Consider the following 24,581-nt stretch of genomic DNA (forward strand, 5'->3'; position numbering starts at 1 on the left):
TCTTCAAATTTCTGTTATTTATATTTTCATTTTGATAGAATTAAATCCCGTTTACATGCAAATTAAATTGAACACCAAACTGGTGGATTCGGCATTTTGAGCGGGGCCTAAAAAAATGACAAAATATATTTTTATTACTGGCGGAGTTGTGTCTTCTTTAGGGAAGGGCATAGCGGCCGCATCTCTTGCAGCTATTCTTGAGGCTCGCGGTCTTCGTGTGACGTTGATAAAGCTTGATCCCTACATTAATGTTGATCCTGGAACCATGAGTCCATTTCAACATGGAGAAGTTTTTGTGACCAATGATGGAGCGGAAACGGATTTAGACCTGGGGCATTATGAGCGTTTTGTTAAAACGACAATGACTAAGCGCAATAATTTTACATCGGGCAAAATTTACGAAAATGTGATTAAGAAAGAAAGAAAAGGGGATTATCTTGGTGGAACAGTACAGGTGATTCCTCATATTACTAACGAAATAAAACGTTGTATTAAATTAGGTGCTGATGCCTTTGATGTGGCTATGGTTGAAATTGGAGGAACCGTTGGAGATATTGAATCTTTGCCTTTTCTTGAAGCAATTAGGCAAATGCGTATTGAATTAGGTTCACAACGAGCAATATTTATTCATCTTACTCTGGTTCCTTACATACCCACTTCCGGAGAAACCAAAACCAAACCAACTCAACACTCTGTGAAAGAATTACGTTCCATTGGTATTCAACCTGATGTGCTGATTTGTCGTTCGGAAAAACCATTATCTATGTCTGATAGGGCCAAGATCGCATTGTTTACCAATGTTGAAAAAGAGGCAGTGATTTCTCTTGAGGATGCAAAAAGTATTTATCAAATACCTATGATTTTACATGCCCAGCATTTGGATGAAATTGTGGTCAAGAAATTGAGTCTGGAAGCGAAGCAAGCTGATTTGAGTGAGTGGCAAAGAGTAGTCGATATGCAAGCAGTTCAAACCATGATGGTAAAAATAGCCATGGTGGGTAAGTATACTGAATTGAATGATGCCTATAAATCGATTAATGAGGCTCTATTGCATGCCGGAATTCATACTCAAACAAAAGTAGAAATTGTTTATTTTGATGCTGAATTAATAGAAAAACATGGAGCCTTATTGCTTGAGTCCGTTGATGCTATTCTTGTACCTGGTGGTTTTGGTGAAAGAGGAGTGGAGGGAAAAATTAAGGCTATTGAATACGCTCGTGAACATAAAATTCCTTTCCTGGGGATATGCCTTGGGATGCAAACTGCTGTGATTGAATTTGCCAGAAATGTGGTAGGTTTAGCGGGCGCTAATTCAACCGAATTTAATAAAGAAACATTGTATCCAGTACTCGGTTTGATCAATGAGTGGATGGATGCTGATGGTAGTAAGCAGCTTCGGGACGAAAACACCGATTTGGGTGGAACCATGCGTCTGGGAGGGCAATATTGTCATCTGGAAGAAGGGACTCTTGCAAGAAAGGTTTATGGTAAGCCACAAATCATAGAGCGTCATCGTCATCGATATGAAGTCAATAACAAGTATGTTGATAGTCTGGTGAAACATGGTTTAATTATTTCAGGTCGCTCAGCAGATAATACATTAGTCGAGATGATCGAATTAGCAGATCATCCCTGGTTCTTAGCCTGTCAATTTCACCCTGAATTCACATCAAACCCCAGAGATAGCCATCCTCTTTTTAAAGAGTTTGTTCTTGCTGCTCGCATTCATCATCAAGAAAAGGACAAAAAATGAGATTATGTGGTTTTGAAGTAGGTCTGGATAAACCTTTATTTTTGATCGCTGGTCCCTGTGTTATTGAAAGCGAAGAATTGGCTTTAGAAACGGCAGGTTATTTAAAGGAAATGTGCGGCCAATTGAATATTCCCTTTATTTATAAGTCTTCTTTTGATAAAGCGAATCGCTCATCCATTTCCAGTTACAGAGGACCTGGATTTGAAAAAGGGTTATTGATTCTTGAAAAAGTCAAATCACAAATAGGTGTCCCTGTCTTGACTGATGTTCATGAGGATACGCCTTTATTTGAAGTATCCAGTGTCGTTGATGTATTACAAACACCGGCCTTTTTATGCCGACAAACCAATTTTATCCAAAAAGTCGCTGCAATGAATAAGCCCGTTAATATTAAAAAAGGGCAATTTCTCGCTCCTTGGGAAATGAAGCATGTGATTACTAAAGCAAAGGCAGAAGGTAATGATCAGATTATGGCTTGTGAGCGTGGTGTAAGCTTTGGCTATAATAATTTGGTTTCTGATATGCGTTCTCTGGTCATTATGCGGGAAACAGGTTGTCCTGTGGTTTATGATGCGACACATTCCGTGCAATTACCTGGGGGCAATAATGGTGTATCTGGTGGACAAAGGGAGTTTATCCCAGCCCTGGCAAGAGCGGCAGTTGCTGTGGGCATCGCGGGATTATTCATGGAAACGCACCCTGATCCAGATAAAGCATTGAGCGATGGTCCAAACAGTTGGCCATTAGGTAAAATGAAACGGCTTTTGGAATCATTGAAAGCAACGGATGAAGTGTATAAAAAGCATAATGATGACTTTTAATTAAATGGTTATTTGTAGCCCGTGTGAAACGGAGTGTAACACGGGATAAACCTCCTTCTAAGCGTGGGAGATCGATTTTTCCCAGGCTATGAACTTATTTAGTTTATTTTATTTTAAACAATCCATATGAGTAATTTTCACCCGAACGGCGCGTAATATTTTCTTAATAAATAAAATATATAATGAGTTATATCGTCAAGTTTGGGGTAAATTATGCCTGGTATTAAAAAATTTAATTTAACATATCGACAAATCCCCAAAGTATTCTCATTGCCTGAAAGTATATTTTTAGAGAAATCTTCTGAATTAATTCCTGAGGAAGTTTGGAAACAGACTGAAACACAGAAAAAAGTTGTTGCCAAAACGATTGAGCAAATTGATAAGGATCTTGAAAGAACTTGTTATGTGGATTTTGATGGACTGACTACCTCACAATTAAAATCCGATTGGTTAACGACCAATCCACAGGGCGAAATGGAATTATCAGAAGGGGTTTATCCCTCTTTTGCACAAGGAGATAACACAGGCGCTGCGCTAGGCGAAATTCTTCAAACCACACATTTTTCGCTGCCTTTGTCTGAAAAAGATCCTCAAGCTTTTATTGAAGTGACAAGAGATACTACAAAAATTTGTTTTTCTTATAGGAATTCAGATGGTCAACCTGCTGGGTTTTCTCTCGTAGCGGCCCCAAATGGTGATAGCGAGGGAAAACACAAAGGTTGGATTATTTCAGTTATCCAAAATACTGTTGGTAACTATAAGGACAGGAAAGTGTCCGTTTTAGCCTCTCCTAATTATGTTGTTTCTCAAGCCCAGACTACAGTGGATATGGACAATCCTGCTGCGATTGAAAAAGAATTAAAAGCAATAATCAAGAATGATAAAGTGACCAGTTTAATTAAAGGAGTCTTTAACCAGGATGGATCACTCAATTCTAATTATATTCAACAATTGCACTCCAGGATTAAAGGAAATTGTAATATTGATGATCGTGACTCAAAATCAGCGCAATTAAATATCTTTATCGAATTGGCAGAGAAAACAAATGATGAAGAATTAAAACATTATATTACTTCAGTTAAAACTCGCATGATTGAAGAGATTGATTTTTTCAAGGATGGAAATTATGAGCAACATTTAAGTGAGCTATCTAACAAGATTGCTTTATCCTTAAGTAAAAGACCCTCTATAACCAAAACAGCAGTTGAGATAAACAACATTTTAAATCAAATTTCCAAGCGTTATGCTCAGATTGAAATGTTCGCTTCAGATCAAAGGAGGAATCCTGAGTTAGCCAATACTTTTAGAGCACTGGCTCAAAAAATAAAATCAGATGCGCAGTCTATAAAATTTGATGGAACACACCAAGATAATGGCAATATTGTGCTGTTGAGTCAATTCGAAGCCAGGAGAGTTGAGCAGAAGGTTAAGAGCTATTACGAAACCAATCCTGTTGTAAAACAATATTACATAGATAAAGACAAAACAAATCATAATTTACAAGTAGAATTGAACAAATTACCCACCCCTAATAAAGGAGGATTTTTTAGTAGAAATAAAGGATCCTTGGGATTTGGTGTCTTTCTAGGCCTAATGATTGGGGTTGGAGTAGCGTTGTCTTTGACCGGAATTCTTGCACCGGTTGGAATTGCCCTTATTGCAGCAGGTGCTGCATTAGGCACTATGGTGGCAGCTGCCGGGATTGATATTTATATAAACGAAAAGGAACATGCTAAAGAAGTATCTCGTTATTCAGGTAAAGTAGAGAGATTAAGAATTGATCACAAGAATCAATTGGTTAGTGCAGAAAAAAACTTACAGAAGCAAATCAATCTTTCTGATTTCCTGAAACCAGACAAGCCTGAATTTTTATCGGGTATAAGAGTCAATAAGAAGAAGCCTCTTACTCCGGAAAGCGTAGCTCATGCTTTATGGCTACAAGATAAGGGTGTTCAAGATACTGCTGTCGCAAAAAACAGATTTTCAATGTGGGCTGCCAAGCAAGAGAGTCTGGGTTTTGGTATCGAAGAAGTCGAGAAGGTAATCCAACAAAGATATGTAATGAAATCTTAGGTATGTGACTTAAGCAGATCTTTTACTCTCCAAGCAAAGGTTTTTAACAAGCTCTGTGAAAGAAAAGATATTTTCCTGGAATAAACATCAAACTATTCGATGGGTATACTCTCAAATCCTTTGCTTTGTGATTTTTTGGTCCAATTTAATTAGTTGGTTGCTTTAGCATATTAGGGTAAAGACACTTGGCGGAGAGACAGGGATTCGAACCCTGGGAAGGTTGCCCTTCAACGGTTTTCAAGACCGCCGCAATCGACCACTCTGCCATCTCTCCGGGCGAGAATACTATCTTAACACCTTTCATTTTGCAAATGTTTTTTTAATAGATAAATAAAAGAATAATAGGTTGTTCGCAAATTAACTAGTCCTAGGTATAATGTCTCAAATTTTCCAGTCGCTGTTCTTGTGAATGCAGCAGATATAACTGATAGGTGTGCTTTATGAAACGAATTCATGTGTTATTTCTTGTTAGCTTGGTTGTTTCGATATCATCCTGTGCTAAATGGGGTAAGGATGATGAGGATAATAGCCCATACAAGGGCATGACCGCTAAGCAACTCTATGTCGCAGCGCAAAAATCTTTGAAGAAAGAGGAGTATGCCACTGCGTCCAAACAGCTTGAAGCGATTGAGTCTATGTATCCTTTTAGTGATTATACTGAAAGTTCACAAATGCAACTCATCTATGCCTATTATCAAGATGAAGATTACCCTTCTGCCGCAGCAACTGCCGAGCGATTTATTCATCTGTATCCACGAGCAAAAAATGTTGATTACGCTTATTACATGAAAGGGTTAGCAAATTTCCAGCAAACACGGGGTGTATTCGCTAAAATGCTGCCCATGGATGAGTCATGGCGCGATCCCGGAACTCAGACTCAAGCCTTTGTTGATTTTGCTACCTTGATTCAGAGATTTCCAGGCAGTAAATATAAAGCTAATGCGCTACAGCGTATGATTTATTTACGTAATATGTTTGCCCAGCATGAATTGAATGTTTCACAATATTACTTTAAACGTAAGATGTATGTGGCTGCTATTGAAAGGGCTGGCTATTTAGTAAAAAACTATCCTCAAGCCCCCAGTGCGCAAAAAGCTTTAGCTATTATGTATGAAGCGAATAAGGCACTTGGTCTAAATAAGGCAGCTGACGATGCTATGGCCGTGTATCAGGCCACTTATCATACTTCCAATATGGTAAGAATTAATTCGTAATCGAGGTCTTATTACTTATCTATTAGACCTCTTGCATAACCTGCCTCTTTTATATTATTGCAGTATTGTAAAGGTTTCTACGGTGCTCATTTACTCTATGTAAACCCCGCACCTCGAAAACCTTTACGTTTTTCAAGAGATCTATTGTTATTGATGTTTTAGCGATATAAAAGACATTGCCTTGCCTTGTGCAGTAGGCTTCAACTTTTTTCCAGGATTATAGTGCGCATTTTTCCCTATTTTCATTTCTATTAATTATTTCTCTGGATTTAACGACAGGGTTTTCCTGACATAAGCTAAAGAAACTAAACGATGGTAATCGTCTCATGTTGATGGCTTGTGATAAATCACTTTTGGGGTCGGATAATAGGGCACCTACATCACTGTCTTCTTTTATCGATTGCATTAAACAATCGAGGATGCGATTCAGTTTTCTGCTACTATTCATCCAGTAAGGGTTAAAACTTTTGCTGCCTCGCTCTAGGCGATCAATCACATTGAGTAATCCTTTCTGTTCCTCAAAGTGCTTTTTTATTAAGCGTATTTTTTTATTTATATCAAGATGTTCTGGATTTGATTCAAATTTATCCTTTTTATCTTTTGACAGAGTATTATTAGTTCGGGTTTCCTGTGGAAGAGGATGCTGTTCTGGTTTAGGTGTATTCGTCGCTGTATTTAATCTATCTTGTTCAGGAATAAACCCAGGAATGGTTTTAAGGAATTCCAGCTTTTTTTCTACAGCATGTAACATGCCAGCAATATTTTTAACCTTAACCGCATCCAATCTATCTTGTTCAGGAAGAAAATCAAGAATGGTTTTAAGGGCTTTCTGGTTGTCTCCTGCTTTATGTAACACCGTATTACCAAACATATCTTGAACTTTAACGGCATCCAGTCTATCTCGTTCAGGAATAAGTCCAAGAATGTTTTTAAGTGATTTCAGATTGTTTGCAGCGGCATGCAGCATCGTACCACCAAATATATTTTTAACCTTAACGGCATCCAATCTGTCTTGTTCAGGAAGAAGCTCAAGAATGGTTTTAAGGGATTCCGGGTTGCCTGCTGCATTATGCAACACCGTTCTACCATATTTATCTTCAACCTTAATGGCCTCCAATCTCTTTTGTTCAGGAAGAAGCTCAAGAATGGTTTTAAGAGATTCCGGGTTGTCTGCTGCATCATGCAACACCGTATGACCATAATTATCTTGGACTTTAACAGCATCCAATCTCTTTTGTTCAGGAAGAAGCTCAAGAATGGTTTTAAGAGATTCCGGGTTGTCTGCTGCATCATGCAACACCGTATGACCATAATTATCTTGGACTTTAACAGCATCCAATTTGTCTTGTGCAGGAAGAAGCTCAAGAATGGTTTTCAGGGATTCTGGATAGTCTGTTGCATAATGCAACACTGTATAACCATATTCATCTTGAATCTTCACCGCATTCAATCTAACTTGTTCAGGAATCAGTTCAAGGATGGTGTTAAGGGATCCCGGTTTGAGTGTTGCTTTATGCAACACCGTATTATCATCATTATTTTTAACCCGAACGGCTTCCAATCTATTTTGTTCAGGAATAAACTCAAGAATGGTTTTAAGAGATTCCGGGTTGTCGGCTGCATCATGCAACATCGTATTACCCACTGCATCTTTAATCTTAATCGCATCCCATCTATCTTGTTCAGGAAGAAGCTCAAGAATGGTTTTAAGAGATTCCGGGTTGCTTGCTGCATAATGCAACACCGTATTATCATCTTCATCTTGAACCTTAACTGCATCTAATCTATCTTGTTCAGAGCAGGACTCAAGAATGGCTTTAAGAGATTCCGGGCTCATTACTGCATAATGCAACGCCGTATTACCATATATATTTTCCAACTTAACTGCACTTAATATATCTTTTGCAGAAATAAACTCAAAAATGATTTTAAGGGATGCCGGGTTGTTTGCTGTATTATGCAATATCGTATTACCATCTTCATCTTGGACCTTAACTATATCCAATCTATCTTGCTCAGGAATAAACTCAAGAATGGCTTTAATAGATTCAGGGTTGTCTGCTGCATAATGCAATAGCGTCTGACCATCATTATTTTTAACCTTAACGGCATCCAATCTATCTTGCTCAAGAATATGTTCAAAAATGGTTTTAAGGGATTCTGAGTTGTCTGCTGCATAATGCAACAACGTATTACCAAATCCATCTTGAACCTTAACGGCATCCAATCTCTGCTTTTCAGGTATGGATTCGAAAGCTTTGGTTACATACAAGGCATTGTTTGTTAGCACTGCCCAATGCAGAATATCTCCATTTGAGTTAAGTTCCTTGTAGTAACTGTTGACGGCAGAGGCCAGTGCATCCACTTGTTCAGCGGTCAGCCATTTGCGTTTGATTAACTCGGCCACATCGTCTAATGCCTTATCGGGTTCCGTGAGTTTGATATTGTTTAACAATTCCCCATATAAGGCAGGCGGGAAATTCATAATCAGACTGATGAATTCGGATGAGTTCTTGGGCGCAATCCCTTGAATGGCTTTTTTAATGAGTCCTTCAGGCAATTTGAGATAGCCTGTATCGTCTTGCAGGGGAACAATCTGTTTGTATTTTTTTTCCAGTTGCTTCAGGCTTTCTTGAGTCATGTGAGCGGATTGATTGAATAGCGGTGTGTTTTGATTGGCTTCTACGACAGAGCGTAAATGCATGGCCGCTGTTTCAACACAAGTCCCTTTTTTTAGCTCATTATCGATGATGCTGCCTAAGCTGCCATGATTGCCTTGAGCGTTTCTTAAATGATTTTGCGTTTCGGAAGGCAGGCTTTCCATAAAAGAAAAAAACATATCAATGGCTTCAACAGCAGTTCGGCTTGCATATTCACTGCTCGTCATCCTTTCTCCACCCAGAGTCAATCCTTTGATTAACAGTTCCAGGGCTTCCTTAGGGGTCGTCCCTTGATTCTTAAAAAGAGCGATGCCATCCTTTAAGGTTCTTAGCGCATGGTTATGTTCATACAATGCATTACCAATCTCGGGATAATCTTTCTTTAAGTATTCATATAATTTGACATGACTGCGTAGCGGGAAATTTTGTATAGATCGCGTATCAAAAATCATCTCTCCGCTTATCACATAATTAGACAAATCCGATAGAAATGCTTGGTTTGTTAAATCCGATATATCTTTTTTTAAGTCCAAAACGGGCTCTATGTCTTTGAATGCTGCTTTAAATGAGCCTGAGAATGTGATGTCTTGTGGAAGCGTTATTCGAAGGTGTTTTTTCACCTGCGGCACTATGATAGCCAGCATGTCGGACATGCTTTGGGGTTTAAAAACAAGCTCTGCTATTTCCCAATATAGTTGATTGGTTGCAGTAGACGATATTTGCTTAAAACCAATGGCATCGACTGTACCCTCTTCTCTTTGGGTACATCGTTCTTTAAACCGGGCTTCGAATGTGTCAGGGTTTTCAAGAAGCTGAGATAAGTACGCTATCTCGTTCTCTAACTCCAATTGCAGCACACGCTGCTTGACACCGGCATAATCATGGGCTTCTGAGGACTGAGAGTGTACTAATTGATTCTTTTCTTCTAATAATTTTTTAATGACATCAGTATTGGGGGAAGACATTTTGAGTTTCCGTCAAATAGAATAATAAAAAGGGATTATCGATTAATAATCCTGGAAAAAGTAGTTGAAGCCGTAGCGAATAGCTACTGCCCTGAATTTTAAAGCTGTTTTCGCTACGATTCAACTGTCGAATTTAGGAGTATTATTTTATGCTGGGCAATTTTCAACGGCTGTTTCAATTTGAGCAGGGCTCAGTTGAGTATTCTTGGTAAATGCCTTCATTAGAGCGTTTGTTAGCTCCCTTAATTCACCACCTAATAAGGTTAGGGCAGCATCTTGTTTTTGATATTCTTCTTCAAGCTGTTTGATTTCATTAAAATCATCAATCAGGTAGTCAAGGGTTTTCAGTTTTTTAAAAGTAAAATCATGAGTTAAAGTCAATTGAATTCGCTCTTTCCAAATTAATGAGATTTCTGCTGTAGCCATGTTTTGAGCTAGTAAAGTTAATATTTCTTCCGCAGGTAATTCATAACCTTTGCAATGAACCCGTTTTTTATCGTCCTCAAGAGAAAAAAGCAAACAATCAGAGGCTAATTGAAAATCATCAGGGAGAGTTGCTGGAGAGTGAATCCATTCCGCAAATCGTAAAGAGAGATTTTCAGAGAAGCATAAGGGCTCTATCACAATTCCAGGAATTGATTTGCGTAAAAAAGAGGTAAGCTGAGACGCCTGGTTATTGCTCGAAGTATTAATAATTAATCTTTGACTAACACTGTCAAGAATAGCTAACAGTTTTTTTTGAACGCAAAAAGATTTTGGCAATAATTCAAACTCAAGATCTTCGGCTATTTGAGCCTTTTCCGATCGCTTTATCTGTCGACCTTGTGCCAACTCAATTTGTTGAATTTTTTCTCCGAGCATTTTATTAATGACTCCTCGAGGGAGGATTCGTTCTTCTTTACCTAGGCAAATCAGGGAACTACCCGCAACCTCATGAACCATTTCCTGGTCAAATGCTGGAATCCAGCCATAGATAAAGCGTGCGTGTGGGGGGCAGGGCTTAAGTGCTTCTTCACTTAAGGAAGCATTTAAATCAAACCCATCATCTAGTTTGTATTGAAATATAAGTGCGTTATTAAACCACATATTCTGTCCTTACAATAAATCCATTATGTTATCATGGAATGTTTACTGCTGCGATGATTAGTCTAAAACTTGGTAACTATTCAATTAGCACTCAAATTTGACTTTTCACCAGGATTTTAAAATTATGATGAATGGTTATAAAACTTATAAAATACAATAAGTTCCTATTGCGATAGTTCTATTGTAAGGTAGTTTATAGAATTCAATATTTAAATTGGCCGAATAATTACGCATCAAAAAAGCAAAGAGTTTTTCTTGCCAGTAAAAGCTTAGTGATCTTTTCTGTTTTGAAGCCATAATATTAGGTATTTCTACCATAAACGTTGCTGTATCAACATTTAATTTGAATGGAAGCAAGTTTTTATCACAGGCTTTTTCTAAACTTCTGGGAATATTAATGGTTTCCATAAAACCATAATGTATTACCAATTTGCATACAGTTTCATCAAGGCAGACAATTTCATAGCGTTGGCTGTAGTGAATATAAGGAATGTTATCAACAATATAATTTACAATTAAAACATTTTCCGGCACCGAACGGTTTAGTTTTAGAAAATGGAGAAAACTGCCGCCACTCTTATCATAAACATCGGTGATAAAAATTGCAGAAACTCCAGGCAACTGATTTAAACTTTTATATTGCAACTGTTTTAGAATTTTAGAGATATCTTCTTTGTTCATGTAAAAATTATCTCTTAAATATTCTAGTCCATATCGCCAACTGTACATAATGAAGGCTATAAATAAAGCTAAAACGATTGGAACCCAACCACCAGTAATGAATTTATGTGCATTAGCTCCTAAAAAAGCAAAATCAATCAAAAGAAATACACCAAAGAGGGCAGTAACATTAAGTTTTGACCATCCCCATATTGAGATGGCGGCATAAGCGACCATGGAATCAACTAAAAGCATTTCAAGGTTCACAGCAATTCCGTAAGCATGAGCCATGTTATCCGATGTTTTGAAAGCCAAGGTAAGAGCCATGGTGCCTATAAATAAAATAAAGTTAATTTGTGGAACATAGATTTGTCCGGAATGCAACATGGAAGTTTGGATAATTGGAATTCTTGGGCATAAGCCCAGCAATACGGCTTGTTTAGTTAAAGAAAAAGTGGCAGAAATCACAGCTTGGGATGCAATCACTGTAGCTACGGTTGCAATAATGATTAAAGGCAGATAAAACCAAGGAGGCGCCATCATATAGAAAGGATTACTTATTGCCTCAGGGCGCACGATCAAGTTAGCCCCTTGGCCAAAATAATTGATTAATAGACAGGGTAATGCCACAAAAAACCAACTGGCTCTGATTGGGTTTTTACCAAAATGACCTATATCTGCAAATAGGGCTTCTCCTCCTGTTACTACAAGGAAAATACCTCCCAACAAAAGGTATCCTTTCCAGCCTTCGTCAACTAAAAATGCAACAGCATAATAGGGATTGATTGCCTTCAATACTACAGGATGCTCTGCGATTTGTAATAGTCCAAGTATTGCTATAGTTAAAAACCAAATAAATATAAGTGGGCCAAAAAGATAACCTATACTTGCTGTGCCTTTGGCTTGTATAGTGAAAAGTAAAATAAGGATTAAAGAGGCTATTGGCAGTACATAAGGAGACAATTTATCTGAAAGAGTTCCAATACCTTCTACGGCACTGATAACGGAAATGGCTGGTGTGAGCATCCCATCACCTAACAACAGCCCTGCGCCAAATATGGCAATTATGTAAAATATAGGTTGATACTTGGTACTCTTGTGTTTCATTAAGGCAAGCAGGGCTAAAATTCCTCCCTCCCCATCGTTATCTGCTCGAAAAATAATGATTAAATATTTAAAAGAAACAACGATGATCAATGACCAAAAAATCAGGGATAATACTCCTAGTATATTAAATTGATTAATAGGAATACCTGATAAAGTAACTTTTAGCGCGTAGAGTGGGCTAGTGCCTATATCGCCAAATACAACACCTAAAGCTCCAATAGCAAGGCCATAAGTGAACCTGTTTTTTTTCATTTCATAAGACGAGTAAGGCATTTATTATCACCAAAAGGCATTAATAGCCAGCATATAAGTTATATAATGCGAAGTATTTATTCCACTTACGGGGAACCAAACCCCGCCAATGACTCCAATGTTTTCATTGAAGTTATATTCTATTGCTGGAGCAAGTGCTTCTTCTCTAAATGAACCACTGCCAATACTTGCAGGCGTGGCATCCAGATCGCTAACATTGACAGGAGGGCTTCCAACACTGTTAATGTTTAAAATACCATTAAATCGACTGGCCTTACCAGTTGATACATAACCTTCCATTACTGCCACCCAATGCTGGGTTAGAGTGAATTCAAAGGCCAAATCAATGTTATTTTCAATACCTGGCTTAATGTCGCCGTGAGTATTTATTGAGCCCCCATAACTGCTCAGCCCATCCACATGAACATTACTGGAAAAGAGGCGGGATGCAATGAGCCGTGTTCTTAGATAATGGGTTTTAAAAATTTGCAACAAATATTGAAAGTTTAAACCCACCGAAGTCTGGTAGCTTCCGAGGCCAGTTGCATCAGTGCCAAATAAAGCCGGATTCAAATGATCATAACGTCCCGTTGGTATGGTTTCTTGCAAAAGGACACGAAAATCAATTCTTTTTGGGGAACCTTTTTGTTCTAGCAATTGTATCCCCAGTGCCGTTGAAACATCAGCCAAACGATTGTGGTGCACTCCACGTGTCGAGTTGAACAAGTAAGGCACAGTCAACTGTACATCCAACCAGTCAGTAAAACCATGGGTAAGTATTGGATTGGCTGCAAAGGTTCTAAACGAGGGCGTATGCACTAATTGCCCAGCAGCGTTGTATTGTCCATTAGTAAAGACATCAATACCATAAACCTCTATATTAGTATGGCCATTTGGAACTGTATGTCCGGCTGGCGCCAGTAGGGGGCCAGTAAACCATGGTCCAGCATGAGAAATTTTTAGCATAAATAAACATATAAAAATGGCCAAGTATTTTATCAATTGCCGCATGTTTGTCCTTTTTTCCATTGCAGGTATAACTCTTGATAGTGTAGATTAACTGACTTTTGGTTTTTGGGAAATAGAAAATGAAAGCGAAAGTTACTTTAGTTGCAGAAAAACAAAATACAGTATTAAGAGGGCATCCATGGATTTTTCCCAAGGCCATAGCTCAGTATTCAGGGAAGTTAATTACAGGTGAATTAGTTGAGATTATGAGTTCTGATGGTGTGAATTTGGGCGTGGGGGCCTATAATGAGCATTCGTTATATAGGGTAAGAGTTCTTGCCCTGTCTGCTGAACAGATAGATCGATCGAATTACAAATCTTTGATTACCCATAGAATGAGGCAAGCCAGTTTGGTAAGGCAATGTCTTGATTTGCCAAATGATCAGACAAATGCTTATCGATTGCTCAATAGTGAAGCAGATGGACTCTCGGGCTTAACAATTGATTGCTTTAATCAATACTGCGTCGTAGCGAGTTCTGCTTATTGGGTAGAGTTAAATAAGTCTATTATTGTGCAAGTATTACAAGAGTTATTCCCTAAAAATCAAATTATTTGGATTCCTCAAAGCAGGCCTTTATCTCAAGATGGTTGGAAAGAAATTCAATTGGAGAAACTCCAAAGGAGCACTCAGGTTTTAGAAGAAGGGGTAAGATACCAGATTGAATTTGCACATACTCAAAAAACAGGCTTGTTTCTTGATCAAAGAGAAAATCATAGGAGAATGGCACAATTATCCAGAGGTAAACGAGTTTTGGATCTTTATACTTTTACAGGAGGGTTTGCCTTGCATGCAGCGAAAGCCGGGGCGCTTCATGTTACCGCAGTAGACAGCTCAGCACAGGCAATAGAACAGGCTAAAAATAATGCTGTTTTAAATGACTTGAATACTATTGAATTCATCAAAGCAGATGCCAGGGAGTATCTGAAAATGGCTGGGGAGTATGATGTTGTTATTCTTGACCCACCAAAATTGGTTCCTTCACAAAAACATTTGCAACAAGCCAAAAATTATTACCGATTTTTACATAGAGAAGCATTTAAATATATGAGGTCAGGATCTTTAATGATGACATGCAATTGTTCCTCAGCATTGTCGTCCCAGGATTTTTGTTCTTTAGTAAGTGCTCAGGCTTCTGCGATGGGAAAGCAGGCTCGTATTTTAGGTGTCTATGGGCCTGCGAGTTGTCATCCAACATTGGCTTCCTTTCCGGAAGGGAATTACCTGACAGCTGTTTTATTGGCAGTGGTGTAATCCTGTTAATTAATTCAAAATTAAATAGTTCGGCCTCACAAGAGTAGTTGGTGTAATTGAAGCCGGTTAACGCGGACGAGTCTAAATTATAGGAACTACTATGTGTTGCGATGGATTGACTATATTTTAGCCATCCTTTCCCTCATGGTCAGGGCTCGGACAGGACTATAATCTGAGCCGCGACAGTAGCGTGTATTATTTATTTTTGTTTAATATTTGATTCAATTGGTCTCAATATATATAATATGTGCTGAGTTATACTAAGTTGAAGTTATCAAATGAGATTACAATTGCAAATCAAGTACATTACCTTATCCTTTTTTCTTATCTTAATAACTATCAGTTTTCATGCTACCGCAGTGAGTTTAAGAGATAAAATTGGGCAGATGTTGATAATGGGGTTTCATGGTAAAGTGATTGATGAGAAATCGCCTATTGCCCAATCAATAGAGCAGGACAATATTGGAGGGGTTATTTTATTTGATTTTAATCAGCAATCACAAACTTTTGATAAAAACATAGAGAACCCCAAACAAGTCAAAGAATTAAATAATCAATTACAAAAAATAACTCAAATAGCAAACAGAAAACATCGTAGAGACAATCTGCCATTATTAATTTCAGTGGATTATGAAGGCGGGGAAGTTAATCGCTTGCATCCACGTTATGGATTTCCCGAAATGCCCTCAGCAAAAGACGTGGGATCTATGCCTTTAGAGCTTGCTAATTCTTCTGCTGAATTAATGGCAAATACTTTAAAATCCGCCGGATTTAATTTGAATTTTTTTCCTGAATTGGATGTCAATGTCAATTCTGATAATCCAATCATAGGTAAAAAGAATAGAAGTTTCTCCTCGGTACCCGAAATGGTTACTCAATATGCTCAACTTTATACTCAACAATTTATAAAACATCAAATCCAATGTTCCTATAAACATTTTCCGGGCCATGGAAGTTCTTTATCGGATTCGCATTTAGGTTTTGTGGATGTGAGTGATACTTGGAGTGAACGAGAGTTAATTCCTTTTTTGCAGATGCTTTCGCAGCCTAACCATTGCAATATGGTCATGATAGCTCATATTGTGAATAGAAAATTGGATACGACAGGACTTCCTGCTAGTCTTTCTTATCATGTTATTAATGGATTATTGCGCCACGATTTAAAATTTGATGGAGTAGTTGTTACAGATGACATGCAGATGAAGGCAATAACTAATTATTATGGATTAGATACTGCTGTTACTCTTTCAATTAATGCAGGAGCAGATATGCTAATTTTTGGTAATCAATTAGTGGAAAAGCTCCAGGGTTCAAAAGAAATAATTGATATGATTGAACAAAAAGTGCAATCAGGGGAGATTTCTGAACATAGAATTGATGAAGCCTATCAGAGAATCGTAAAAATGAAGAGTTCTTTGAATTAATATTGATTTTTTATAATTCATTGTTTAGTGCAATAAAAAGCTAATATGCTGTTTGATGTGATAAGTAGTATGGAATTTTTTAAGACTTGAGGCGGGATCAAATGAAAAAAATACCGGCAAAGGAAGTAGCAGCGAATAAAAAATTGGGGATCCTAATTTATAAAAATGCCCAACCTATGGATGTCATTGGACCATGGGAGGTTTTTGCAACTTGGAAAACTATTCTGAATGCTCCTATTGATATGTTTTTAGTAGCAGAGACACGAGATGAGGTTTGTTGCGCCAATCAAATCAGTTTGAAGCCACATTGTGGATTCGATGATTCCCCTCAATTTGACTATTTATTGATCCCAGGAGGGGTTGGCAGAAGAGAACAAATATATAATTCAAACTTACTTCTTTTTTTGAAAAAACAGGCCAAAAATAGTGAATATCTGCTTTCTGTTTGTACAGGATCTTTTTTATTGCATGCAGCAGGTTTATTGACTAACCATAAAGCAACAACGTATTGGCGTGCTATTCCCGAATTAAAATCCTTTGATGATGTTCAATTGGTTGAAAAACGTATTGTTAAGTCCGGTAAAATCTGGACTACAGGTGGGATCTCGAGTGGTATTGATATGGCATTTGAATTTATTTCGGCCATCGCAGGCAATGATGTTGCTGGAAAAGTACAGTTACTCTTTGAATATTTCCCTAGTAACAAGCTGTATTGTCAGCAGGGTATGGTGAATGAATTGCCTTCTTACTATACAACAAAAGAAGGGGAGGTGGGGTCGGAAGTTAAATTACCTGCTTATATCGAAGCATATATCAAGAACAGTTAATCTATTCTTCAATACAGAGGTTACTTTTTTTAAACGCCCTAATTTACTTTTTATGAGAGGCCAGCTTATTGTATTAAATTGGATTATCAAATCCTTTCACTATGCTTTTAATTAGTGATTTAACAGGCATCATTTTATAAATGTAATTTCTAAGCCTTGCACGCCAAGGGGAACTAACGAACATTATTTTAGCTAAACCTCGGGAGTCATTTTGGGCATTTTCAATCGTTTTTTTACGGCGATTTTCAAATTTACTCAACGCTTGAGGAATAAATTCCACACCTGTTCTTGATAGCACATCGTTTAAAACAGCCGCGGACTCTAAGGCCATAGAGGCACCTACACCTGCTGTTGGTAAAAAAGCTGTAGCGGCATCACCAAGTAATACAACTCTTCCTTTATGCCAGGTAGTTGTACGTTGATCGCACAATGACCAAAAGAACACAGGGTCGTTATCCGGGGGAAGTGCATTGAGAGAATCAGGCCTATGTTGCAATAGTTTAGCAAATTTTCTTTCAATAAATTCTTTTCGACTTTTTCCTTGTAATGCATTTTCTGCCGTAGGTGAATCAACGGCTGCAATGACACCTGTTTTTCCTTTCACTGGGTATTCACCCCAGAAAGTGCCGATCCCAAAGAATTCTCTAAGCTTATTGGTTTCCAGCATACTGTCGTGAGACCACCAAACCCAACCTCCCCAACCGGTATGAAAATACTGGTATTCTTTATCTGTTAAAATGAGAGTTCTGATTTGAGAATGAAGTCCATCGGAGCCTACTACCAGATCAAAATTTTCTTGTGTTTTATTGTCAAACAGAACCTCCACTTCATGATCAGTTTGTGATAATGACACGACTTGTGTATTGAAACGAAGATCCAGTTCACCACAAGCCTGATGGATAACGGATAATAATTCATATCGAGTGATCACTTGATAAGGCCCATAACGTTCAATTATAGGATCTAGAGAAAATTTTTTGAGCAGTTGATTATTCTCAGTGTAAGCTTCGTACAGATTGGCAGGGTTGGAAGAATCAATATACTGGTTGTAACAATTAATCGCTCGTAAAATATTGGCACTAGTTGGCCATAATCCAAGCATATATCCCACAGATCCGAACGACTCACACTTTTCAATAACGACGGGGTTTAATCCACGCTGCTTAAGAAATGCAGCCAAAGTTAATCCAGCAATCCCTGCTCCAACTATCAATATCCTCATGATAAGTTCCTGCTTTATTATTTTTATTAATATTTTAATAATAGCTTAAAAAAATAATTATTAACCAGGATTGATAGTTACATAAGGCCCTGGGGCTGTAGAGATCTTCTATGGGACAGACAGAGCACTTAGAGTTTAAGTATGGACACTTCTGTCTCTTGCTTGCAAACACAGTAAAACATCATAGAAACTTAATTCACAAGCTTTTAAAAGCACTAATAAATGATAAATTAAATCAGCTGTTTCACTGATAAATTCTTCTTTATTGTTATTAACAGCAGCGATCACTGTTTCGACTGCTTCTTCCCCTAGTTTTTGAGCGCATCTATCCACTCCAGAATCCAATAGTTTGACTGTATAACTATTCTGATTTTTCTCCTCAGCACGTTCGTTAATTAATTCAATTAAACCATCGAGAAAACCAAGAGTATAATTGTGATGGGGCTGATAACAGGTGGAGTGTCCAAGATGACAAGCAGGTCCTTTAGGAATGACCTGAATCAAAAGACTGTCATTATCACAATCGGTACTAATATTTTGGAGGGCCATGCTATTACCGGAAGATTCTCCCTTACGCCATAATCTTTTTCGACTCCTACTGTATAAGGTCAGTTGTCCGGTAGTTAATGTGGCAATTAATGCTTCCTGATTCATATATCCTAGCATTAATACCTTACCGTTTTCTGCGTTTTGAATTATTGCCGGCAATAGTCCATTCATCTTTTGCCAGTCAAGAGAGTTAATATCCAAGTCATTCATAGTCTTACCTCAATGTTTTCTTTTTTTAGTGCTAGTTTTACGTCGCTAATTGTCAGTATTTTGTCATGAAAAACACTTGCTGCCAAAGCTCCGCTCACCAGAGATTTCCTAAATACTTCAATAAAATCATCCACTTTTCCAGCACCGCCTGACGCGATTAAGGGAACCTGGCAGAGTTTTCTCATTTCTGATAGTTGTAAAATATCATATCCTGTTCTTACACCATCAGATTGCATGCAATTAAGAACTATTTCGCCTGCACCACGCTCTTGAATTTCACTGATCCATTCACGAGTTTTGCGCTTTGAATTGATACTTTTACTTTCATTTCCTGTGTATTGATAGACATAATAATCATCAACTATCCACTGGCTATCAATCCCAATGACTACACATTGTTTTCCAAATTGCTTGCTCAATTCATCAATTAAAGACGGGTTTTCTAATGCTGGGCTATTGATTGAAATTTTATCTGCTCCGGCATTCAATATTGATTTTGCTTGATGTAACGTTCGAATTCCTCCTGCTACTGTAAAAGGGATATTAATGGTTGCTGCCACTTTATTGACCCAATCAGGACAAACAGATCGGTCATCGCTACTCGCTGTAATATCATAAAATACTAATTCGTCAGCTCCTGATGCTGAGTAGTGAGCAGCCAAAGGCAGGATGTCTCCAATTATTCTATGGTTGCGAAATTTCACCCCTTTGACTACTTGACTATCACGAACATCAAGACAAGGAATAATGCGTTTAGTTAACATAATAATTCCTCTAAATTAATATTTTCCTGATAAAGAATTAACCCCAGGATTACTGCGGATACTCCTAATGAATCCAGAGTTGCAATATCTTGCAAGTGACGAATCCCCCCTGAGGCCTGCCATGCAACATGAGGAAACTGTTCAACCGCTTGTCGGTACAAGTCAAAATTAGGTCCATTCATCATTCCATCGCATGCAATATCGGTGCAAAGTATGTGTTTAATTCCAAAATTTTCGTAATAGGATACGACTTCCCAAAGATTGCTTGTACTGTTATCTTGCCAGCCATTAATGGCAAGAATCGGGATGTTTGTATTAACACGAACATCCAAAGCAAGAACAATATTTTCCGGTTTAATTTTTTCAATTATTTGTCTCGTTAAATCAGGGTTCGTGATCGCGATGCTGCCGATTACTAATCGTGAAATTCCTGCATCGACGCATTCGATGGCTTGTTCCAAACTCCTTATTCCTCCGCCTGCCTGAATCGATATCCCGGTATTTTGCATAGAACAAATCAGGTTCAATTGCTGCATTCTTCCACTACGGGCACCATCCAAGTCTACTACGTGAAGTCGTTTTGCACCCAATTTGGCAAAATATGATGCTCTTTCTGTAGGCAAAGTACTATATTGAGTTACTTGATCAAATTGTCCTTGTTTTAAGCGAACACAACGTCCGGATTGCAAATCAATAGCTGGAATAACTAACATGTAGACTCCAAGGATAAAAAATTATTTAGTAACACCATGCCAACATCTGCTGATTTTTCTGGATGAAATTGCATGCCATAAAAATTATCTTTTTTAGCTACTGCAGTGAATTGTTCACCGTAGCAACATCGAGCTAAAGCGTAATCATCTGTTTTTAATGCATAACTATGAACAAAATAAACATGCTCATTATTACTTAATCCCTGTTGCAAGGATGATGAATTTTGCCAATGAAGTTTGTTCCATCCCATGTGAGGAACGGGGTGATTTTTTTCAGTTTTTAATAACTCAGCAACTCCAGGAATCAAACCAAGACAAGGCACATTGTCTTCTTCACTAAATTCAAGTAATAATTGCATTCCGAGGCATATCCCGAGAAGCGGTTGAGTTAATGATCTTAAAACATCAATTAGTCCACTTTGCTGCAAGGCATTCATACCAACGCGTGCTGTGCCAACACCAGGTAAAATGACATGACTGGCTTTCTGTATTTCCTCTGCATCATGGGTCAGGGCAAAGTGGCAACCCAATCTGATTAAGGCATTCGCTAAAGAGGTTAAGTTATTGCCACTTACATCAATGACAGCAATCATAGTATCCCCTTGGTCGAAGGTAAGTAATCATTGGTTCTTGAGCACGCTTGGCGTAAGGCTCTGCCTAATACTTTGAAGCAAGCTTCAATCATGTGGTGATGATTAGTACCTGTTACATTGATGTGAATAGTTGCTCCTAAAGCACTGGAGAAAGACTGGAAAAAATGTGGGACCATTTCTGTTGCCATTCCACCAACAAATTCACGGCTAAACTGACCTTTGAAATCACAAAAGCTTCTGCCACTGATATCTATTGCTATGGTAGCAAGAGACTCATCCATTGGAAGAGTATAGCCATAACGGTTAATGCCCCATTTGTCTCCCAGTGCTGCTTTAATTACTTCTCCCAATGCAATGGCTGTATCCTCAATTAAATGATGCTCATCTACTTCCAAATCTCCGGAAGCTCGTAATTGCAAATCAAATCCTCCATGTTTTGCTACTTGCTCTAACATGTGATTGAAAAAGGGGATAGGTGTTTCAATGACACTGGATTGATCAGTATCAAGCTGTATTGACAAATTAATCTCAGTTTCTTTTGTTTTTCTGTGGACAGAGGCTTTGCGAGAATTATTCATAATGATCGAAGCCACCATTTGCCAAGTGTTTGTTTTTGAAATGGGCAAGAATTGAATACCCAAGTTATCAGCCAATTCTCTATCGGTATCTCTGTCTCCAATGACCCAGGAAGAATTCTTGGAAAATACAGTTTTTCTTATGTATTGATCGAGTAATCCAGTTTTAGGTTTTCTACAGATACAATTATCCTCTGGGGTATGAGGGCATATAAAAATTTCATCGAAGACAATGCCTTGAGAGGAAAACAGATCAAGAATGAATTCATGGCAAACAGCAAAATCTTCTTCTGGAAAAGCAGCAGTACCTATACCATTTTGATTAGATACCATGATGAGCGTAAAGCCAGCTTTTTGTAATTGTAAAAGTGCTGGGATTACGCCGGATGTTAGTTTAATTTTATCCAGGGAATCCACTTGAAAATCAAAAGGTTCCTCAACTAAAGTGCCATCGCGGTCAATAAATAAAATCTTTTTCATAATTTAATCCTGATTCATCGGCTTAAAAGAGGATAAAGCAGTAATCAATAATTGATTTTGCTCATCATTACCCACAGTAATTCGAAGATGATCATGCAATAAAGAGGAAGGAGGAAAATCTCTTACAGCTATGCCATGACTTGCAAGCCAATTCGTTAATTGTTTTGCAAATCGTGTTTGAATGAGAATGAAATTGGTTTCCGTTGGGTAAATTTTTTCAATAATTGGATTCTCACTTAATTTCTGGATAACCCAAGTGCGTGAAGACTTGATGTGTTCAATAACTGTTGTAAACCAATCACAATCATTTAAGGCATTTCTAGCGAGCTCTATGGTAGGACTGGGAATAGTATAAGGGGCAATAATTTTATGAAAGGCTTGAATAATATGAGCCTGAGCGATAAGACAACCTAATCGTAATCCAGCAAGTCCATGGGCTTTTGACATGGTTCTTAAGACAATCAGATTTTCAAATTGTGGAACCAGGGTCGTAGCGCTTGGAGCGTTTGCGAACTCTATATAAGCTTCATCTACAACGATGATCGACTTATTGGAATATTCTTCACATGCCATTGCAATAAGATTTAAATCCACCAAATTAGCAGTCGGGTTATTGGGACTACAAAACATGATGATTTTACAGTTAGACTTCCAATTGTTTTGGATTTTATCCAAGCTGAGACTAAAGTTATTCAATGGATCCAGGACACATTGGATCATTTCACCTTGTTGCAAGCGAACATAAAATGCATACATCGGAAAAGTAGGAGGAAATTGCATGAAAGCGTCTTTCCTGGCAGTTAAAAACAGTTTAGTTATCAGTTCAATGCCATCATCACTTCCTCTGGTGAGTACTATTTGGTCTGGGGCAATTTGATAATGCTTTGCTAATTGTTCTTGCAGATGCCTTTGTAAACGTATATCTGGATAATAATTCAAATCGAGATTAGCCATAGTAACTGGCGCCCAAGGCAATTCATTGGCATGTGATCGGTATTTGGCATTATCCCCACCGGGGATATAATTTTGGCTATTTAATAAATCAGAGCGAATTAGATTAAGTATTGACATTTAAACCTCCAGAGCATTGAGTCGTATTTGCACGGCATTGGCATGAGCATCCAAACCCTCAATTTCTGCCAAGGCTATTGCTGTTGGGCCTAAATTTCGGATGCCCTCCTGATTTATCGTTTGTATGGTAAATCGCGTCATAAAATCAAGGGTGCATAGTCCACTATGATTTTTGGCAAGACCACAAGTAGGCAACACATGATTACTTCCGGTGACATAGTCACCCATGGTTTCCGCAGCCCAAGGGCCAATAAATACTGTTCCGGCAGCCATTATTTTGTCTACCCATAGTCCGGCGTCTTTTCTGTTAATAATCAGGTGTTCAGGAGCGTAGGTGTTAATAATTGCAAGTTGCTCCGATGAGTTCGGACAAATAATAATCATACTATTGGCTAGTGATTGTTTGATGAACTTTATTCTTGATAAATTACTTATCTGGATTTCCAGTTGTTGGTTGACCTGACTGGCTAGTTCGAAGTCATCACAGATTAAAAGAACTTGGGAATCTGGTCCGTGTTCCGCTTGAGCTAACAAATCCGCCGCAATAAATCCTGGATTGGCTTGTTTATCAGAAAGAATCATGACTTCAGAGGGGCCAGCTGGCATATCAATGGCTGCCCCATTAGGATCCATTGCAACTAAAGTTTTTGCTTGAGTCACATAGCTATTACCTGGTCCGAATATTTTATCGACTTTGATTATACTTTCAGTGCCATAAGCCATAGCAGCAATCGCTTGAACACCGCCCAGAGTATAAATGGTGTCGATACCACATAATCGTGCTGCTACCAAGATATGTTCATTAACTTTTCCCTCTGCATCAGGTGGAGTACAAAGAATTTTTGTTGAGCATCCAGCCACGTTTGCAGGTATTGCTTGCATGAGGAGTGAAGAAAGTAAAGGTGTTTTATTTCCTCCAGGCACATACAAACCTACTTTTTGAATTGCTCTATAGGTGTTGTTAATTGTAATTCCTGCTTCAGTAGAAATCTGACTATTTTCAGGTATTAAAGATTGGTGATATGAAGTAATAGTTTTGATGGCTCTTTTTATAGCAGTTAGTGAACTTTGCGGTATACTTGCCTGCCTGATTTTTTCTTGTGGAACTTGTAAACTCTCCAAATTTGCATTATCAAATTGTTTTGTTAAATCATAGAGTGCCTTATCCCCGGATAATTGAACCTGGTTTATAATTTCAAGTACTTTCTCTTTTATTGCAGAGTTTTGTTGTGGCCGCAGAAGGCATTGTTTTTTCTCGTTTTCAGATAATGATCGCCAATTTTTAATAGTTAACATATCGA

General features: G+C 38.1%; 18 protein-coding genes, 1 tRNA gene and 1 pseudogene. 7 read left to right on the plus strand and 13 right to left on the minus strand.

All coding sequences use genetic code 11. The features are described 5' to 3' along the window. Positions 1–115 precede the first annotated feature (115 nt). From ACZ5EK_RS06345 to ACZ5EK_RS06355, 3 genes are all read left to right on the plus strand, one after another. Positions 116–1,753 (plus strand): CTP synthase, encoded by a 1,638-nt coding sequence (locus ACZ5EK_RS06345; RefSeq protein ID WP_464431984.1) that lies wholly within the window; start codon positions 116–118, stop codon positions 1,751–1,753. After that, positions 1,750–2,574 carry a 3-deoxy-8-phosphooctulonate synthase gene (gene kdsA, locus ACZ5EK_RS06350; protein WP_464431986.1) on the plus strand — a complete coding sequence of 275 codons (825 nt, stop codon included), beginning with the start codon at positions 1,750–1,752 and terminating at the stop codon, positions 2,572–2,574. The genes ACZ5EK_RS06345 and kdsA overlap by 4 nt, the downstream gene beginning before the upstream one ends. A gap of 213 nt (positions 2,575–2,787) precedes the next feature. Beyond that, positions 2,788–4,647, plus strand: a complete 1,860-nt coding sequence (locus ACZ5EK_RS06355) for a Dot/Icm T4SS effector RavS (protein WP_464431988.1) — start codon at positions 2,788–2,790, stop codon at positions 4,645–4,647. Between the two features lie 186 nt (positions 4,648–4,833). On the opposite strand, the gene ACZ5EK_RS06360 is transcribed toward ACZ5EK_RS06355, so the two are convergent. After that, positions 4,834–4,921 (minus strand) — tRNA-Ser (locus tag ACZ5EK_RS06360). Positions 4,922–5,087: 166 nt separating this feature from the next. Between ACZ5EK_RS06360 and ACZ5EK_RS06365 the strand changes: the two genes are divergently transcribed. Beyond that, entirely contained in the window at positions 5,088–5,861 is a 774-nt protein-coding gene (locus ACZ5EK_RS06365) for an outer membrane protein assembly factor BamD (RefSeq protein WP_464431990.1), read from the plus strand. Between the two features lie 217 nt (positions 5,862–6,078). Here the strand turns inward: ACZ5EK_RS06365 and ACZ5EK_RS06370 are convergent, their stop codons facing one another. From ACZ5EK_RS06370 to ACZ5EK_RS06385, 4 genes are all read right to left on the minus strand, one after another. Next, positions 6,079–9,486, minus strand: coding sequence for an ankyrin repeat domain-containing protein (locus tag ACZ5EK_RS06370; RefSeq protein WP_464431992.1), 3,408 nt, complete (start codon positions 9,484–9,486; stop codon positions 6,079–6,081). 147 nt (positions 9,487–9,633) lie between these two features. Beyond that, positions 9,634–10,572: a recombination-associated protein RdgC gene (locus ACZ5EK_RS06375; RefSeq protein WP_464431994.1), complete on the minus strand. Its 939-nt coding sequence runs from the start codon at positions 10,570–10,572 to the stop codon at positions 9,634–9,636. A gap of 144 nt (positions 10,573–10,716) precedes the next feature. Further along, the gene (locus ACZ5EK_RS06380) at positions 10,717–12,591 is read right to left on the minus strand and encodes a potassium transporter Kup (protein ID WP_464432464.1); all 1,875 of its coding nucleotides are present in this window, start codon (positions 12,589–12,591) and stop codon (positions 10,717–10,719) included. Positions 12,592–12,618: 27 nt separating this feature from the next. Further along, positions 12,619–13,602, minus strand: coding sequence for a hypothetical protein (locus tag ACZ5EK_RS06385; protein ID WP_464431996.1), 984 nt, complete (start codon positions 13,600–13,602; stop codon positions 12,619–12,621). 77 nt (positions 13,603–13,679) lie between these two features. On the opposite strand from ACZ5EK_RS06385, the gene ACZ5EK_RS06390 reads away from it, so the two are divergent. From ACZ5EK_RS06390 to ACZ5EK_RS06400, 3 genes are all read left to right on the plus strand, one after another. Beyond that, complete coding sequence (locus ACZ5EK_RS06390) at positions 13,680–14,852, plus strand: class I SAM-dependent rRNA methyltransferase (protein ID WP_464431998.1); 1,173 nt, start codon at positions 13,680–13,682, stop codon at positions 14,850–14,852. Positions 14,853–15,130: 278 nt separating this feature from the next. Beyond that, entirely contained in the window at positions 15,131–16,276 is a 1,146-nt protein-coding gene (locus ACZ5EK_RS06395) for a glycoside hydrolase family 3 protein (protein ID WP_464432000.1), read from the plus strand. Positions 16,277–16,377: 101 nt separating this feature from the next. Continuing rightward, positions 16,378–17,103, plus strand: a complete 726-nt coding sequence (locus ACZ5EK_RS06400) for a DJ-1/PfpI family protein (RefSeq protein ID WP_464432001.1) — start codon at positions 16,378–16,380, stop codon at positions 17,101–17,103. 73 nt (positions 17,104–17,176) lie between these two features. Here the strand turns inward: ACZ5EK_RS06400 and ACZ5EK_RS06405 are convergent, their stop codons facing one another. From ACZ5EK_RS06405 to hisD, 8 genes and pseudogenes are all read right to left on the minus strand, one after another. Beyond that, the gene (locus ACZ5EK_RS06405) at positions 17,177–18,325 is read right to left on the minus strand and encodes an FAD-dependent oxidoreductase (protein WP_464432003.1); all 1,149 of its coding nucleotides are present in this window, start codon (positions 18,323–18,325) and stop codon (positions 17,177–17,179) included. 135 nt (positions 18,326–18,460) lie between these two features. Further along, entirely contained in the window at positions 18,461–19,084 is a 624-nt protein-coding gene (gene hisIE, locus ACZ5EK_RS06410; protein WP_464432005.1) for a bifunctional phosphoribosyl-AMP cyclohydrolase/phosphoribosyl-ATP diphosphatase HisIE, read from the minus strand. Next, on the minus strand, positions 19,081–19,848 hold the full coding sequence (gene hisF, locus ACZ5EK_RS06415) for an imidazole glycerol phosphate synthase subunit HisF (protein WP_464427186.1): 768 nt from the start codon (positions 19,846–19,848) through the stop codon (positions 19,081–19,083). The genes hisIE and hisF overlap by 4 nt, the downstream gene beginning before the upstream one ends. Further along, a complete protein-coding gene (gene hisA / locus ACZ5EK_RS06420) occupies positions 19,842–20,561 on the minus strand; it encodes a 1-(5-phosphoribosyl)-5-[(5-phosphoribosylamino)methylideneamino]imidazole-4-carboxamide isomerase (protein ID WP_464432006.1) in 720 nt (239 codons plus the stop codon). Before hisA ends, hisF begins: the two co-directional genes overlap by 7 nt. Then, complete coding sequence (gene hisH, locus ACZ5EK_RS06425) at positions 20,555–21,154, minus strand: imidazole glycerol phosphate synthase subunit HisH (RefSeq protein ID WP_464432007.1); 600 nt, start codon at positions 21,152–21,154, stop codon at positions 20,555–20,557. Before hisH ends, hisA begins: the two co-directional genes overlap by 7 nt. Next, positions 21,151–22,209, minus strand: a complete 1,059-nt coding sequence (hisB, locus tag ACZ5EK_RS06430; protein WP_464432009.1) for a bifunctional histidinol-phosphatase/imidazoleglycerol-phosphate dehydratase HisB — start codon at positions 22,207–22,209, stop codon at positions 21,151–21,153. Before hisB ends, hisH begins: the two co-directional genes overlap by 4 nt. Next, positions 22,187–23,280: pseudogene (hisC, locus tag ACZ5EK_RS06435) on the minus strand (histidinol-phosphate transaminase). Before hisC ends, hisB begins: the two are co-directional and overlap by 23 nt. Further along, positions 23,281–24,576, minus strand: coding sequence for a histidinol dehydrogenase (gene hisD / locus ACZ5EK_RS06440; RefSeq protein WP_464432011.1), 1,296 nt, complete (start codon positions 24,574–24,576; stop codon positions 23,281–23,283). It lies immediately after the preceding pseudogene. Positions 24,577–24,581 lie beyond the last annotated feature (5 nt).

This window comes from Legionella sp. JM-2024, assembly GCF_055389095.1.

Bases quoted from the DNA above. Each gene is read 5' to 3' on its own strand.
- ACZ5EK_RS06345 (WP_464431984.1), top strand. From the start codon at position 116: ATGACAAAATATATTTTTATTACTGGCGGAGTTGTGTCTTCTTTAGGG.
- kdsA (WP_464431986.1), top strand. From the start codon at position 1,750: ATGAGATTATGTGGTTTTGAAGTAGGTCTGGATAAACCTTTATTTTTG.
- ACZ5EK_RS06355 (WP_464431988.1), top strand. From the start codon at position 2,788: ATGCCTGGTATTAAAAAATTTAATTTAACATATCGACAAATCCCCAAA.
- hisF (WP_464427186.1), bottom strand. From the start codon at position 19,848: ATGTTAACTAAACGCATTATTCCTTGTCTTGATGTTCGTGATAGTCAA.
- ACZ5EK_RS06365 (WP_464431990.1), top strand. From the start codon at position 5,088: ATGAAACGAATTCATGTGTTATTTCTTGTTAGCTTGGTTGTTTCGATA.
- hisA (WP_464432006.1), bottom strand. From the start codon at position 20,561: ATGTTAGTTATTCCAGCTATTGATTTGCAATCCGGACGTTGTGTTCGC.
- hisB (WP_464432009.1), bottom strand. From the start codon at position 22,209: ATGAAAAAGATTTTATTTATTGACCGCGATGGCACTTTAGTTGAGGAA.
- ACZ5EK_RS06400 (WP_464432001.1), top strand. From the start codon at position 16,378: ATGAAAAAAATACCGGCAAAGGAAGTAGCAGCGAATAAAAAATTGGGG.
- hisD (WP_464432011.1), bottom strand. From the start codon at position 24,576: ATGTTAACTATTAAAAATTGGCGATCATTATCTGAAAACGAGAAAAAA.
- hisIE (WP_464432005.1), bottom strand. From the start codon at position 19,084: ATGAATGACTTGGATATTAACTCTCTTGACTGGCAAAAGATGAATGGA.
- ACZ5EK_RS06395 (WP_464432000.1), top strand. From the start codon at position 15,131: ATGAGATTACAATTGCAAATCAAGTACATTACCTTATCCTTTTTTCTT.
- ACZ5EK_RS06405 (WP_464432003.1), bottom strand. From the start codon at position 18,325: ATGAGGATATTGATAGTTGGAGCAGGGATTGCTGGATTAACTTTGGCT.
- ACZ5EK_RS06370 (WP_464431992.1), bottom strand. From the start codon at position 9,486: ATGTCTTCCCCCAATACTGATGTCATTAAAAAATTATTAGAAGAAAAG.
- ACZ5EK_RS06390 (WP_464431998.1), top strand. From the start codon at position 13,680: ATGAAAGCGAAAGTTACTTTAGTTGCAGAAAAACAAAATACAGTATTA.
- ACZ5EK_RS06375 (WP_464431994.1), bottom strand. From the start codon at position 10,572: ATGTGGTTTAATAACGCACTTATATTTCAATACAAACTAGATGATGGG.
- ACZ5EK_RS06385 (WP_464431996.1), bottom strand. From the start codon at position 13,602: ATGCGGCAATTGATAAAATACTTGGCCATTTTTATATGTTTATTTATG.
- hisH (WP_464432007.1), bottom strand. From the start codon at position 21,154: ATGATTGCTGTCATTGATGTAAGTGGCAATAACTTAACCTCTTTAGCG.
- ACZ5EK_RS06380 (WP_464432464.1), bottom strand. From the start codon at position 12,591: ATGAAAAAAAACAGGTTCACTTATGGCCTTGCTATTGGAGCTTTAGGT.